Source organism: Raineyella fluvialis (assembly GCF_009646095.1).
GTDB classification, from domain to species: domain Bacteria; phylum Actinomycetota; class Actinomycetes; order Propionibacteriales; family Propionibacteriaceae; genus Raineyella; species Raineyella fluvialis.
Genome location: NZ_CP045725.1, coordinates 3,578,292 through 3,592,075, shown reverse-complemented (window position 1 = coordinate 3,592,075; position 13,784 = coordinate 3,578,292). Strand labels below are relative to the sequence as shown.

At 70.6% G+C, this 13,784-nt stretch carries 16 protein-coding genes and 1 pseudogene; 12 read left to right on the top strand and 5 right to left on the bottom strand.

The features are described from left to right. Window positions 1-13 precede the first annotated feature (13 nt). The 9 genes and pseudogenes from Rai3103_RS16590 (at window position 14) to Rai3103_RS18845 (ending at window position 7,813) form a co-directional block, all read left to right on the top strand. Window positions 14-1,305, top strand: a pseudogene (locus Rai3103_RS16590) (cysteine desulfurase). Beyond that, window positions 1,302-1,769, top strand: a complete 468-nt coding sequence (gene sufU, locus Rai3103_RS16585; protein ID WP_153573493.1) for a Fe-S cluster assembly sulfur transfer protein SufU — start codon at window positions 1,302-1,304, stop codon at window positions 1,767-1,769. Before Rai3103_RS16590 ends, sufU begins: the two are co-directional and overlap by 4 nt. 71 nt (window positions 1,770-1,840) lie before the next feature. Beyond that, window positions 1,841-2,194, top strand: coding sequence for a metal-sulfur cluster assembly factor (locus Rai3103_RS16580; RefSeq protein WP_277873030.1), 354 nt, complete (start codon window positions 1,841-1,843; stop codon window positions 2,192-2,194). Window positions 2,195-2,246: 52 nt separating this feature from the next. After that, on the top strand, window positions 2,247-2,942 hold the full coding sequence (locus Rai3103_RS16575) for an acyltransferase family protein (RefSeq protein WP_194793186.1): 696 nt from the start codon (window positions 2,247-2,249) through the stop codon (window positions 2,940-2,942). Between the two features lie 653 nt (window positions 2,943-3,595). Then, window positions 3,596-5,197 (top strand): ribosomal protection-like ABC-F family protein, encoded by a 1,602-nt coding sequence (gene abc-f, locus Rai3103_RS16565; protein ID WP_153573489.1) that lies wholly within the window; start codon window positions 3,596-3,598, stop codon window positions 5,195-5,197. 81 nt (window positions 5,198-5,278) lie between these two features. After that, the gene (locus Rai3103_RS17095) at window positions 5,279-5,932 is read left to right on the top strand and encodes a helix-turn-helix domain-containing protein (protein WP_194793185.1); all 654 of its coding nucleotides are present in this window, start codon (window positions 5,279-5,281) and stop codon (window positions 5,930-5,932) included. 23 nt (window positions 5,933-5,955) lie between these two features. After that, window positions 5,956-6,819: an ABC transporter ATP-binding protein gene (locus Rai3103_RS18855; protein WP_338420040.1), complete on the top strand. Its 864-nt coding sequence runs from the start codon at window positions 5,956-5,958 to the stop codon at window positions 6,817-6,819. Between the two features lie 86 nt (window positions 6,820-6,905). Then, the gene (locus Rai3103_RS18850) at window positions 6,906-7,115 is read left to right on the top strand and encodes a hypothetical protein (RefSeq protein WP_338420039.1); all 210 of its coding nucleotides are present in this window, start codon (window positions 6,906-6,908) and stop codon (window positions 7,113-7,115) included. Further along, entirely contained in the window at window positions 7,109-7,813 is a 705-nt protein-coding gene (locus tag Rai3103_RS18845) for an ABC transporter ATP-binding protein (RefSeq protein ID WP_338420038.1), read from the top strand. The genes Rai3103_RS18850 and Rai3103_RS18845 overlap by 7 nt, the downstream gene beginning before the upstream one ends. Window positions 7,814-7,846: 33 nt before the next feature. Here the strand turns inward: Rai3103_RS18845 and Rai3103_RS16550 are convergent, their stop codons facing one another. The 3 genes from Rai3103_RS16550 to Rai3103_RS17090 all read right to left on the bottom strand — a co-directional run bounded on the left by Rai3103_RS16550 (window position 7,847) and on the right by Rai3103_RS17090 (window position 9,903). Then, window positions 7,847-8,680: a putative RNA methyltransferase gene (locus Rai3103_RS16550; RefSeq protein ID WP_153573488.1), complete on the bottom strand. Its 834-nt coding sequence runs from the start codon at window positions 8,678-8,680 to the stop codon at window positions 7,847-7,849. 136 nt (window positions 8,681-8,816) lie between these two features. Continuing rightward, complete coding sequence (locus Rai3103_RS16545) at window positions 8,817-9,512, bottom strand: SURF1 family protein (RefSeq protein WP_194793184.1); 696 nt, start codon at window positions 9,510-9,512, stop codon at window positions 8,817-8,819. 85 nt (window positions 9,513-9,597) lie between these two features. Then, window positions 9,598-9,903, bottom strand: coding sequence for a DUF6457 domain-containing protein (locus tag Rai3103_RS17090; protein WP_194793183.1), 306 nt, complete (start codon window positions 9,901-9,903; stop codon window positions 9,598-9,600). A 107-nt stretch (window positions 9,904-10,010) separates the two neighbouring features. Between Rai3103_RS17090 and moaA the strand changes: the two genes are divergently transcribed. After that, a complete protein-coding gene (gene moaA, locus Rai3103_RS16535) occupies window positions 10,011-11,036 on the top strand; it encodes a GTP 3',8-cyclase MoaA (RefSeq protein ID WP_228489009.1) in 1,026 nt (341 codons plus the stop codon). On the opposite strand, the gene Rai3103_RS16530 is transcribed toward moaA, so the two are convergent. After that, entirely contained in the window at window positions 10,981-11,445 is a 465-nt protein-coding gene (locus Rai3103_RS16530) for a DUF3099 domain-containing protein (RefSeq protein WP_194793182.1), read from the bottom strand. The two genes, moaA and Rai3103_RS16530, sit on opposite strands and share 56 nt — an antisense overlap. A 122-nt stretch (window positions 11,446-11,567) precedes the next feature. On the opposite strand from Rai3103_RS16530, the gene fabG reads away from it, so the two are divergent. Then, window positions 11,568-12,299 carry a 3-oxoacyl-[acyl-carrier-protein] reductase gene (gene fabG, locus Rai3103_RS16525; protein WP_228489008.1) on the top strand — a complete coding sequence of 244 codons (732 nt, stop codon included), beginning with the start codon at window positions 11,568-11,570 and terminating at the stop codon, window positions 12,297-12,299. A 33-nt stretch (window positions 12,300-12,332) separates the two neighbouring features. Next, complete coding sequence (gene fabI, locus Rai3103_RS16520) at window positions 12,333-13,103, top strand: enoyl-ACP reductase FabI (protein ID WP_153573485.1); 771 nt, start codon at window positions 12,333-12,335, stop codon at window positions 13,101-13,103. Window positions 13,104-13,133: 30 nt separating this feature from the next. On the opposite strand, the gene Rai3103_RS16515 is transcribed toward fabI, so the two are convergent. Next, a complete protein-coding gene (locus Rai3103_RS16515; protein ID WP_153573484.1) occupies window positions 13,134-13,760 on the bottom strand; it encodes a hypothetical protein in 627 nt (208 codons plus the stop codon). Window positions 13,761-13,784: the final 24 nt, after the last annotated feature.

The window sequence follows — 13,784 nt, the reverse complement described above, 5'->3', positions numbered from 1 at the left end:
CACCCTGACCTCCGTGGCGTACGACGTCGACGCGATCCGCCAGGACTTCCCGGTCCTGCAGCGGACCGTCGGCGAGTACCCGCTGGTCTACCTCGACTCGGCGAACACCTCGCAGAAGCCCCGCCAGGTGGTCGCCGCGTTGTCCGACTTCTACTCCAGCCACAACGCCAACGTCGCCCGCGCCATGCACATGCTCGGCGCGGAGGCCACGGCGGCGTACGAGGGGGCACGGGCGAAGATCGCCGGCTTCATCGGTGCCGCCGGGGCCCGCGAGGTGGTCTTCACCAAGAACGCGTCCGAGGCCCTCAACCTCGCCGCGAACACCCTCGGCTCCCGGCTCGGCCCCGGTGACGAGGTGGTGGTCTCCGTGATGGAGCACCACTCCAACATCGTGCCCTGGCAGCTGGTCTGCCAGCGGACCGGCGCCACCCTGCGCTGGTTCGACGTGACCGAGGGCGGCCGTCTCGACCTGGCCAAGGCCGAGGAGGAGGGCCTGGTCAACGAGCGGACGAAGGTCGTGGCGATCACCCGCCAGTCCAACGTCCTCGGCACGATCAACCCGGTCACCGACATCGCCCGGATGGCGCACGCCGTCGGCGCGGTGCTGGTGGTCGACGCGTCTCAGTCGGTGCCGCAGATGCCCACCGACGTGCAGGCGTGGGAGGCCGACCTGGTCGCCTTCACCGGTCACAAGATGGTCGGCCCGACCGGGCTCGGCGTCCTGTGGGGCCGCTACGACCTGCTCGAGGAGCTGCCGCCGTTCCTGGGCGGCGGCGAGATGATCGAGGTCGTCCGGATGGAGGGGTCGACGTACGCCCCGCCGCCGTACCGGTTCGAGGCCGGCACCCCGCCGATCGCCGAGACGGTCATGCTGTCGGCCGCCATCGACTACCTGACCGGCATCGGGATGGAGCGGATCGCCGCGCACGAGCAGGAGATCACCGGGTACGCCCTGCGGCGCCTCACGGACGTCAAGGGGCTGCGCATCCTGGGGCCGACCGAGGCGGTCGACCGGGGCGGTGCGATCTCGTTCACATTGGAGGGGTCCACCCGCACGACGTGATGACGATGCTGGACGCGCGCGGTGTCGCCGTCCGCGGTGGCCACCACTGCGCCCGGCCGCTGCACGACCGGTTCGGTGTCCAGTCGTCCACCCGCGCGTCGTTCTACCTCTACACGACCGAGGCTGAGGTCGAGGCCCTCGCGGAGGCCCTCGACCACACCCGGGACTTCTTCAACCGGCCGCGCTCCGCGTCGCGTACGCGTCACCGGACGTCGACCCACGCCGGAGGTGCCGCCGAGTGAACGTCGAGGAGATGTACCAGGAGATCATCCTGGACCACTACAAGGAGAAGCACCACAGTGGCCTGCGGGATCCGTACGCCGCCGAGGTGCACCACGTCAACCCGAGCTGCGGCGACGAGCTGACCCTGCGGGTCGCTCTGGCCGGCGACACCATCACCGATGTGTCGTACGAGGGGGAGGGCTGTTCGATCTCCCAGGCATCGACGTCCGTGATGACCGACCTGGTCATCGGTCGCAGCATCGAGTCCTCACAGGTGCTCTACACGCACTTCAAGGAAATGATGGAATCCCAGGGCCGGATCGAGCCCGACGAGGACGAGTTCGAGGACGGCATCGCCTTCGCCGGCGTCTCGAAGTTCCCCGCTCGGGTCAAGTGCGCCCTGCTCAGCTGGTCCGCGCTGCGCGATGCGCTGATGCGCGCGACCTCCACCGCCCAACCCACCACGAAGGAGGACCGGGTATGACCGAATCCGTCGAGAGCCCCGCGGACATGGTCCGGGACCGCGAACTCATGGGTGATGCCCCCGCCACCCCGGTGACCCAGGAGCTGGCCGCCCCGGCCGTCATCGGCTCCTCGAGCCGACTGAACGAGGACGAGGTGCTCGAGGCCCTCAAGGACGTCGTCGACCCCGAACTCGGCATCAACGTCGTCGACCTCGGCCTGATCTACGGGGTCCACGTCGAGGAGGACTCCAGCGTCGTCGTGGACATGACCCTGACCAGCGCCGCCTGCCCCCTCACCGACATGATCGAGGACCAGGCGGACGCGGCCCTGGAGGGACTGGCCAACGGCCTGCACATCAACTGGGTGTGGATGCCGCCGTGGACCGCCGCCAAGATCACCGACGACGGCCGCGACCAGCTGCGGGCGATGGGGTTCAACGTCTGAGTCATTCACTCCCTCGCGTTGCCACGTGGGGTTGAATGGAGGAGTGAAGTCCGTGACCGCCACCTCCCCGCGCAACGTCCCCATCGACGCTGCGCGAGCGCTGTCCATCCTGGTGGTCGTCGGGTTCCACCTGATGCTCTTCGGGGTGGACCCCGCCTCGGTCGGCAGCGGCGGCCTGATCAGGACGTTCGTGGGCTCTCCCGGCCCGGTCGGCTGGGCGCTGAGCTGGTTCGTCATGGTCATGCCGCTGTTCTTCGTGGCCGGCGGCTTCGCCAACACCCACGTCCTCGACCGTCACCGGGCTGAAGGTGGCAGCTACGGCACCTTCCTCGTCGCGAGGGCCCGCCGGCTGCTCGGCCCGCTGGTGTTCTACATCGCGGTCTGGACAGCCATCGGAACGGTGGTCGCCTGGCTCGGGAACCTCGACACGGCGGTCGTCGGCACCCGCAAGCTGACCGAGGTGCTGTGGTTCCTGCTCGTCTACCTCGTCGTCGTCATGCTCGCACCGGTGATGGTGATGGCGCACGACCTCTGGGGGTGCAGGTCCTGCTGGTGCTCGGTGTCGCCGCGATCGCCGTCGACGTCGTCCGCTTCGTCCTCGGCATCGGTTGGGCCGCTGACGCCAACTACGTGGCGGTCTGGCTGTTCGTGCACCAGTTGGGCATCGCCTACCACCGTGGGTGGTGGCGCACCGGGCCGGTGGCCGTCGTCTGGGCGACCCTCGTCGGGGCGGTGCTCGCCCTTCTGATGCTGCTGTTCGCCGTCGACTACTACCCGCGCAGCGCCGTGGGGCTGGGGGACCAGTGGGTCGCGAACCTGGTCCCGCCCACCGCCGCGATGGCCGTGCTGGCCGTCGCGCAGACCGCGGTCCTGGCCCTGGTCGAACGCCGCTTCGGCGCCGCACTCGCCCGCAGCCAGGTGCTCAACCAGGTCTTGGGACGACTGAACGCGCTGGCCGTCACCATCTACCTGTGGCACGGCCCGATCATCGCCCTGGCCATCGGACTGCTCTACCCCTTCGCGCTGCACTACCGCGCCGCCGCACCCGTCCTGATGGGGCGCCCTGTCATCCTCGCCCTCGCGGTGCCGTTGATGATCGGTCTCTTCCCGCTGATCAGCCTGGTCGAGCGAGGACTCGTCCCGGACCTCGGGGACGAGCCGCGCAAGCGGCTGGCGATCGCCGCGATGGCCTTGCTCATCCTCGGGTTCTGGTTGATCTACCACGCCGGGACGGTCCTCCATCCCGGGGCGCCCCGGGCGACGGCCGGCGTCCTGTGCTTTTCTGTCGGCGCACTGATGTTCCGGGACGCCTCCCGCCGCGCTCGCCACCACGTCCGTCGCTCGCACGATGGGCCGAACGACGAATCGGCCGTCCATCCGGGCCGGGCATAGGATGGCGCGGTGCTGATTGCCCGCGATCTCGAAGTCCGTGCCGGAGCCCGTCTTCTCCTCGAACCCGTCTCCTTCCAGGTCTCGCCGGGCGACAAGGTCGGGCTGGTCGGCCGCAACGGCGCCGGCAAGACGACCATGACGAAGATCCTGGCCGGCGATTCCCTGCCCGCCGGTGGTGAGGTGCAGCGCAGCGGCCAGATCGGCTACCTGCCCCAGGACCCCCGCTCGGGCGATCCCGACGAACTCGTCCGCGACCGCATCCTCGGTGCCCGCGGGCTCGACCACATCCTGCGCCGGATGAAGGCCGCCGAGCTCGCGATGGCCGAGGCCACCGAGGATGACGTCCGGGACGCCGCGATGGCCACGTACGCCAAGACGGAGACCCAGTTCCTGACGGCCGGGGGGTACGCCGCCGAGTCGGAGGCCCACCGGATCGCCGCGAACCTCGCCTTGCCCGACCGTGTGCTCGGCCAGCAACTGAAGACCCTCTCCGGCGGTCAGCGCCGCCGCGTCGAACTCGCCCGCATCCTCTTCTCCAACGCGGACACCCTGCTGCTCGACGAGCCGACCAACCACTTGGACGCCGACTCCATCCTGTGGCTGCGAGGCTTCCTGCAGGCCTACTCCGGGGCCCTGCTGATGATCTCCCACGACACGGCCCTGCTCGGCGCGACGGTGAACAAGGTGTTCCACCTCGATGCCAACCGCGCGGTCCTCGATATCTACTCGATGGATTGGAAGCGCTACCTCACCCAGCGGGCCGCCGACGAGGCCCGCCGCAAGCGCGAGCGGCAGAACGCGGAGCGCAAGGCCGACCAGCTGATGGCGCAGGCCGACAAGATGCGGGCCAAGGCCACCAAGGCTGTCGCGGCCCAGAACATGGCCCGGCGCGCGGAGAAGCTGCTGGCCGGGCTGGACGAGGAGCGTCAGGCCGATCGGGTCGCGAAGATCCGCTTCCCCCAGCCCGCCCCGTGCGGCAAGACACCGATCCGCGGGGAGAACCTGTCCAAGTCGTACGGTTCGCTGGAGGTCTTCACCGGCGTGGACCTGGCCATCGACAAGGGATCCCAGGTCGTCATCCTCGGCCTCAACGGTGCCGGCAAGACGACGCTGCTGCGGATGCTCGCCGGCCTGGAGGACCCCGACACCGGAGAGGTGATCCTCGGCCACGGTGCCCGGATCGGCTACTACGCGCAGGAGCACGAGACGATCGACGTCTCCCGCACGGTGCTGGAGAACATGGTCTCCGCCTCGCCCGACCTCAACAACACCGAGGTCCGCAAGATCCTCGGCTCCTTCCTCTTCACCGGTGACGACGTCGACAAGCGGGCCGGCGTGCTGTCCGGTGGTGAGAAGACCCGCCTCGCCCTGGCGATGCTGGTGGTGTCCGCGGCGAACGTGCTGCTGCTCGACGAGCCGACCAACAACCTCGATCCGGCCTCCAGGGCGGAGGTGCTCAACGCGATCAACACGTACGCCGGCGCGATCGTGCTCGTCACCCACGACGAGGGCGCCGTCGAGGCACTCGAACCCGACCGCGTCCTGCTGCTGCCCGACGGGGACGAGGATCTGTGGAGTCCCGAGTACGCCGAGCTCATCTCGCTGGCCTGATCGGGCCCGCGCTCAGCGGGGCCGATGCCGGGCCCGGCGCCTCGTCCCGAGCCGGCTGACCGGGCTCGGCACGCTGGTAGCATGGGCGTCCAGTCGGACGAGGCGGGAGGCGGAATGGTACCGGATGGCAACGGCTCGCGGCTGAGCGGTGAGGCTCGGGAGCGGCTGATGCTGACGTACGTCCGGCGCTACCGCAACGGGAGGACGATCGCGTCCCTCGCCGAGGACAGCGGCCGCACCGAGGCCTTCGTCGAGAGTCTGCTCCGGGAGGCCGGGGTCTCCCTGCGTCTCCACGCCGTCGCTGCCTCCTCGTCGCAGGGCGGCACCGACCCCGTCGAGAGTCCCGCCGGCTCCGCGACCCAGCCGCGTCAACTCGACGACCAAGCGGTCGTCGGTCCCTCTCCGGGCGACACCGCTCCTCCCGGCACCGGCGCTGCCCTCGACCCGGCCGTGCAGACCACAGCCACGCGCGACGTGATCCGCGACCTCGCCCGATCACCCGGATTGACCCGCTGGGGCCTGCCCACCCCGCCCCTGAGCGTGCTCGTCAGGAAGAAGGACAAGGCCTGGGAGAAGAAGGTCGCGACTGCCGCTGCCAAGGCCCGCCGCAAGCAGGCGGCCGCGGCGAAGGCGGCGGCCGGGGCAGCGGGCGATCCACCGTTCGCGGGCAAGAAATCAGGGTCGGGCACGCGGAAATCCGGCAAGAAGTCGACCAAGAAGTCCGGCCACCGGTGAGTATGTCCTCTCCCATCCACGTGATGCGGCAGATGTCGAAGGGCGGCTCGCTGGAAGACCAGAAGCTGTCCAAGGGCACCTTCCGGCGGGTCGTCGCGTACGCGCGGCCCTTCTGGGGCCTGATCGCCGTGTTCATCGGTGTGGTCATCGTGCAGGCGGGTCTGGCGGTGGCGCCGCCGCTGCTGTTCCGCGAGATCATCGACCGCGGCGTCCTCGGTCACGATCGCCGGATCGTGGTGGAGATGGCGCTGGCGGTGGCCGGCGTGGCAGTGGTCAACGCCGCGCTCGGGCTGGTCCAGCGCTGGTGCTCCTCGACCATCGGTGAGGGGCTGATCTTCCACCTGCGCACCGCCGTCTTCGACCACGTCTCGGGCATGCCCGTCGCGTTCTTCACCCGGACCCAGACCGGCAAGCTCGTGTCGCGCCTCAACTCCGACGTCATCGGGGCCCAGCGGGCGTTCACCTCGACACTGTCCGGCGCCGTGTCGAACGTGTTCGGTTTGCTCCTGACCCTGGCCGCGATGCTGGCGCTCAGCTGGCAGTTGACGGTTGGTGCCTTGGTGCTGCTGCCGATCTTCGTCATCCCGGCGCGGGTGGTGGGCCGCAAGCTGGCGGACCTGACCCGGCGCCAGATGAGCGACAACGCGGAGATGTCGGCGATGATGACCGAACGGTTCTCGGTGTCGGGAGCCCTGCTGGTGAAGCTCTTCGGTCGCCCCGAGGAGGAGCACGACCGCTTCGCCGCACGCGCCTCGAGCGTCCGCGAGGTCTCGGTGGCGATGGCGATGAACGGGCGGTTCTTCATCACCGCGCTGACCCTGGTGGCCGCGCTCGCGACGGCGCTGGTTTACGGGGTCGGTGGCGTGATGGCGGTCGGCGGACGCTGACCGTCGGCACCCTCACCGCCCTGGCCGGCCTGCTCACCCAGCTCTACGGACCGCTCACGGCGCTGACGAACATCCGCATCGACGTGATGGGCGCCCTGGTGTCGTTCGAGCGGGTGTTCGAGATCCTCGACCTGCGTCCCGCGATCGCCGAGAAGCCGGACGCCCGACCACTGGGCACCGAGGCGTCGGTGGAGTTCGACAACGTCTGGTTCGCCTACCCCCATGGCCAGGAGGTGTCGCTGGCGTCCCTCGAGTCGGTGACCGTGCCCGAGCACCACGCCGGGGGCCGGTGCTGAAAGGCGTCTCGTTCCGGGTGGCGCCGGGCAGTACGACGGCGATCGTCGGGCACTCCGGCTCCGGTAAGACCACCCTGACCCACCTCATCGCTCGCCTCTACGACGTCACCGACGGCGTCGTACGGATCGGTGGGACCGACGTGCGCGACCTGCGGACCTCCGCCCTGCAGGGGGCCGTCGGCTACGTCACCCAGGACGCGCACATGTTCCATGACACGGTCCGGGAGAATCTTCGTTACGCCCGGCCCCAGGCGAGCGAGGAGGACCTGTGGCGGGTGCTGGAGGCCGCGCACATAGCGGACCTGGTGCGGCAGCTGCCCGACGGTCTGGACACCCTGGTGGGGGAGCGCGGCTATCGGCTCTCCGGCGGCGAGCGGCAGCGTCTGGCCATCGCCCGGCTGCTGCTGAAGGCCCCGCCGATCGTCGTCCTCGACGAGGCGACGGCCCACCTGGACTCCGACTCGGAGGCCGCCGTGCAACGAGCTCTCGACGCCGCGATGGAACATCGCACCAGCCTGGTGATCGCGCACCGGCTGTCCACGATCCGCGACGCGGACGAGATCCTGGTCGTCGAGGGCGGCCGGATCGTGGAGCGCGGCACCCACACCGCGTTGCTCGCCCGCGAAGGGGCCTACGCCGAGCTCTACCGCACCCAGTTCGCCGAGCCCGACCGCAGCACCGGCACTGTCACCGGGTGACGCAGCGTCCGGTCGGGCTGGCGGACCCATCGCTCAGGCCGTGATGAACTCCCAGAGCCGTACGGCCACCCCGACCTCGTCCGGCAGCGGCCCGGCCTCGCCGGAACGGTCGTGGAAGGCGTTCGGTCCCATTCCGACCAGGTCAGCCACGGCCGCCTCGGTCAGGCGCAGGCTGAACCGGATGTCGGTATGACCGTCGGGCACCAGGTACCCCGCCATCCGGGCGAGCAGGTGGGCCTCTTTGTCGGCCTCGATCTCCAGGAGTCCCAGCGCCTCGCGCAGGCCGGCGAGATGGTCCGGCAGCGGCGCCACCACCAGCGCCCGCCCCTGCGGGCAGAGGACGCGGGCGAACTCCGCCGGGTTGCGCGGCGCGAAGACCGCGAGCAGGACGTCGACCGTGCCGGAGCGGACCGGCAGCCCGGCCCAGGTATCCGCGACGACGGCCCCGATCCGGGGATGCGCCCGGGCGGCGCGGCGGGCGGCGGCGGGAGAGATGTCGAGGGCGAGGCCTCGGTCGCGCTCGCCCAGGGCCCCGGCCAGGTAGTAGCCGGTGCCGGCGCCGGCCTCGAGGACGGTCAGGGGCCGGCCCGCGTCGTCGGGCTCGACGGGGTGGACACGGGCCCGGAGGGCGTCGCGGATCGGTGCGTACGCTCCCGAGCCGAGGAACCGGTCGCGGGCGGCCACCATCGCCGCGGTGTCGGCGTGGTGCGGGACCGCCGCGCCCAGCAGGTTGACGTAGCCCTGCTTGGCGACGTCGAAACTGTGTCCTCGGGGGCAGCGGAGCGTACGTCGCTCGAGGACCAGCGCGGACTCGTCGTCCTCGGGGCACTGCGGGCAGCGCAGCAGCGCGGCGACGTCGGCGAGCATCGTGGGTGTCAGCGGGCGGCGGTGCCGGTCACAGGCTCGGCCGAGGCGCTGTCGGAGTTCGCTGCCGCGGCCGTGGCGGCGGCGCGCTCACGCCGGCGTCGACGCCCGGTGATGATCTCCCGGGCGTCCTTGCCGATCAGGATGAACGTGCCGACGATCCCGATGGTCGCGAAACAGAACCACTGGATCGCGTACGACAGGTGGGGTCCTTCGCTGAGTTCGGGCAGCGCGACGGGTGTGAGCCCCCTTCCTGGGCGGGGGCGATGGAGGTCGCGTTGAGATAGCCGTCGACGAGCGGTCGCCCGGACCAGGCCGCGATCGCCGGCGGGTTCACCAGTCGGGTCGAGCCGTCGACAGGGACGATGGCGTTCTGTGGGCCGGGCTCGTCCGCGGTCACGTAACCCTCGATCGTGACGACGCCCGAGGGCGGGGCGGGGATGCTCGCAGCGTCGGGTAGCGGCCCGTCCTTGGGGCGTGGGGCGAACCCTCGGTCGACCAGGACCCACTGGCCGGCCGTTGTCTGCAGTGGCACGACCACCTCGTAGCCGGTGGTGCCGTCGGTGGTCGTCCGGTAGCGCACCTGCACCTGGTGGGAGGCGTCGAACGTGCCCTCGACGCGGACCCGTCGGTACTGCTTGTCGGGCGAGATGGGCTGACCGAACACCTCAGCGAAGTCCGCCACCGGTGCCTGCTGCTGGCTGACGATTGTGGCGTTGCGGGCACGCTTCTCCCCGAGCCGGCGCAACTGCCAGTCGCCGAGCTGGATGAACGCGGTCACCAGCACGACGGCGAAGATGACCAAGCCGACCCAGCGCTTCCAGTACGTGCCCACCCCACGAGAGTAGTCGCCACCCACCGCAGCAGCGCCGCACGTCCCGCGGGCTGAGGGCGGACGGATCCGTCGCCGCGGCGAGCCGCTACTGCAGGTCGGCGTCCATGTCGTCGGCCTCAGCCTCGTCGGTCTCCGCCTGACGGTCGTCGAGGCTCAGGACCAGTGCCGTGGTCTGGGCGGCGACCTTGCCAAGGCTGCCGCCACGACCGACCGCCACGCCGACCAGGAACATGGTCAGGGGGGACGCGGCGCGTTCCACCTGGTGCGACGCGTCCCGGGCGAGGTCGAGGATGGTCAGGATGTCGTCCTTGCTCAACTCGAAGTCACCGGTGTCGATGTGATGGGCCAGGATGTCGATCCAATCCCTGAGACTCGCCCACTCCTCCGTCATCGTTCTCCTCCAGCCGGGTCGGTGTGTCTCGATCATGGCATGGGCGCTCCTGTGAGCTTCCAGTGGGGTCTGGCTCACCCCAGGGGGGCCTGACCTAGACTCCAGGCATGCCTCGGGCCGGGATCGTACGAACCATGCTGCCGTTGGCGGACGCCTACGGGCGGGTCGCCACGGACCTGCGCGTGTCCCTCACCGACCGATGCAACCTCCGGTGTACGTACTGCATGCCGCCCGAGGGCCTCGACTGGATGCCGGACGACCAGTTGCTGACCAATGACGAACTGGTCCGGCTGGTGCGGATCGGCGTGGAGCGTCTCGGCATCGGCAGCGTACGACTCACCGGCGGAGAGCCGCTGCTGCGCCAGGACCTGCCGCAGATCATCGCCGCCGTCGCCGACCTGACACCCCGCCCCACGATCGCCCTGACGACGAACGGGATCGGTCTGGCCCGCCGTGCCGGCGACCTCAAGGCCGCGGGTCTGGACCGGATCAACGTCTCGCTCGACACCCTCGACCCGGCGCGCTTCCAGGTCATGACCAGGCGCCGGCGGCATGCCGACGTGCTCGCCGGCATCCGCGCGGCGAAAGAGGCCGGGCTCGAGCCCGTGAAGATCAACTCCGTGCTGATGCGCGGACTCAACGACGACGAGGCCCCCGCCCTGGTCGACTGGGCCGGACGTGAAGGCGTCCAGCTCCGGTTCATCGAACAGATGCCGCTGGATGCCCAGCACGGCTGGCGCCGCGATCGCATGGTCACCGCCGACGAGATCCTCGCCTCGCTGGCGGGTCATGGCCTCCGGCCGGTCGCCGCGGAGGGCACGGTGCGGGGTAGCGCACCGTCCGAGCTGTTCCGGGTCGGGGACACGTCCCAGCTGGTCGGCGTCATCGCCTCGGTGTCGCGCCCGTTCTGCGGAGCCTGCGACCGGGTCCGGCTGACGGCCGACGGACAGATCCGCAACTGCCTCTTCTCCCGGACCGAGGACGACCTTCGCACCGCACTGCGGTCGGGCGCGTCGGATGAGGAGATCGCCGAGCAGTGGGTCCGGGCCGTCGCCGGCAAGCACCCCGGACACGGGATCAATGATCCGAGCTTCCTCCAGCCGGATCGTCCGATGTCGGCGATCGGGGGCTGAGCGGATCGTCGCCCTCGCCCACGTCGGGGGCCCGGCCCTTGTGCTCCTGGCCCGGTTCTGACTCTCCGGGGATGATCACGGGTGGTGTCTCGGGATTCTCCAAGGCGGGGCGATCGACCTCCTCGGGCGGGACCGGTGGGAGATCGGTGGTCCGGTTCAGCCGCAGGTCCACCGCGTTCGCGATCACCACCGCAATCGCGGGCAGGACGGCGGCTCCGGCGACTGCGACCCAACGCCACACGCCGTGCAGGAACACCGCCGCGACGAAACAGATCACGCGAAGCGACATCAGCCCCAGATACTGCATCTGCCGGCGGTTGAGGTCCTCCTCCGGATTGTGGGGAGCGCTGGTGATCAGTGGGGGATGGTGTCTCCCCGGCCCGCCTCGTCGGCCACCTGACCTTGCCACCCCGTCACTATAGGCCGCACGGGAGCCCGGCAGGAGGGCTCGAGGGCGTCGGAGGCGGCCGTCCTTCCCGCCGTACGGGTTGGGGACGGGGCGCAGCAGGCGTGGCTGCTAGCGTGTGGCCGGTGAGCACAGGATCTGAAGCCCCGGCCGTGGGGCGCGTCGCCCTCGTCACGGGTGGCAATCGCGGCATCGGGCGTGCCATCGCAGCCCGGCTCGTCACCGAGGGTTACCGGGTCGCGGCGACGTCGCGCAACGGGGAGGTGCCGGAGGGCGTCCTCGGAGTGGCCTGCGACATCACCGACCAGGCCCAGGTCGAGGCCGCTTTCGCGACCGTCGAGCAGCAGCTCGGCCCGGTGGAGGTGCTCGTCGCCAACGCCGGCATCACCCGCGACACCCTGTTGATGCGGATGAAGGACGATGACTGGGACGCCGTCATCGACACCAACCTCACCGGCACCTTCCGGGTCGTCCGGCGGGCCGCCCGCGCCATGATGAAGGCGCGCTTCGGACGCATCGTCCTCATCTCGTCCGTCGTCGGGCTGATCGGCAGCGCCGGCCAGGTGAACTACGCCGCCTCGAAGTCGGGTCTGGTCGGCCTGGCCCGCTCCGTCGCCCGCGAGCTCGGATCGCGGGGAGTGACCGCCAACGTCGTGACGCCCGGGTTCATCCGTACCGACATGACGGCAGGCCTCGGCGAGGACCTGGTCGCCAAGTACAACGCTCAGATCCCGGTCGGTCACCTCGGTGAGGCCGACGACATCGCCAACGCGGTCGCCTTCCTGGCGTCGGATGCGGCGGGCTACATCTCCGGTGCCGTGCTGCCCGTCGACGGCGGCCTCGGCATGGGTCACTGACAGCAAGCATCGACAGCAGGACAGGAGCAGAGTATGGGAATCCTCGAGGGCAAGAACATCCTCGTCACCGGCGTCACGATGAACACGTCCATCGCCTACAAGGTCGCGGAGATCGCCCAGGCGGAGGGTGCGACGGTCATCGTCTCCAACTTCGGCCGAGCGATGAGCCTCACCCGCCGGGTCGTCCAGAAGCTGGATCCCGTGCCGCCGGTGCTCGAGCTCAACGCCACCGATCCCGAGCAGCTCGACGGGCTCGCCGACGTCCTGCGTGAGCACGTGGACCGGATCGACGGCATCGTTCACGCCATCGCCTACGCCAACCCGCAGACCGCGCTGGGTGGTGGCTTCATGAGCACCGGCTGGGACGACGTGGCGACCGCGCTGCACACCTCGTCCTACTCCTTGGTCTCTCTGGTCCGCGCCTGCAAGCCGCTGATCAGCGGCCCGGCGAGTGTGGTGGGCCTGACCTTCGACGGGTCCCTCGCATGGCCGACGTACGACTGGATGGGCGTCGCCAAGGCCGCCCTCGAGGCCGCAAGCCGTTACATGGCCCGGTACGTGGGACCGGAGGGGATCCGGACGAACATGGTGTCGGCCGGTCCTGTCGACACGCTGGCGAAGAAGGCCATCCCCGGCGGCCACGAGTTCAACGACGTCTGGGCCGACCGGGCGCCGCTCGGCTGGGATCCCACCGACGCCACCGCCACGGCCAAGGCCGTCGTCGCCCTGCTCTCCGACTGGTTCCCGATGACCACCGGCGAGGTCATCCACGTCGACGGCGGGCTGCACGCGACAGGAGCCTGAGCTCGGGGACGGGCCGGGTAGGTCGACGCGTCAGTCGGCCTGCCAGGCACAGGACGCCTCGAGGCTGTCCAGCGCCGCGTTGAGCAGGGTGCGCAGGGCCCGCGCCCGGATCTCCATCGCGTGGGCGTGCAGCAGGCCCGACTCGTCGGCGAGGCCGACGGTGCACGCCTCGGCCAGCCGCACGGCCCGGGCCGCGGAGGCGCGTTGCCGGGCCGGGTAGGACGGCGGAAGCTCCAGTCCCTCGCCGCCCGGTCGGCGACCGGAGACCATCCCCAGCCGGTCCAGTTCTCCGGTGGCGGCGCGCACCGCCTCGGTGAGCGCGTGCTCCGCCTCAGCCGAGGACACCGGAGGGAACGGACGATCCGCGCGCACCAGGCGCCATTGGATCGCGGGTCCCACCCGGGCCGGGATCCAGGCGGCCCCGCCCGCGCGCGGCAGCACCGCCGCCTCCGCCTCGAGTGCCGCCCGGGTCAGCGGCAGCGGACCGCGCAGCGGGCCGAGTCGCCCGGGGCGGGGGAGCGCGAGGATCCAGTCTCCCGGCTGATGCGCCAGTGCTGCCGCCAGGGCCTCGTCGAGGGCGCTCGATCCCTCATCGGACAGGCCCAGCAGGGCATCGGGATCGCTGACGTGGTGGGCGGCGTCGGGGCCCTGCACCATCCGTGCCGCCACCTCGGGGCTCGG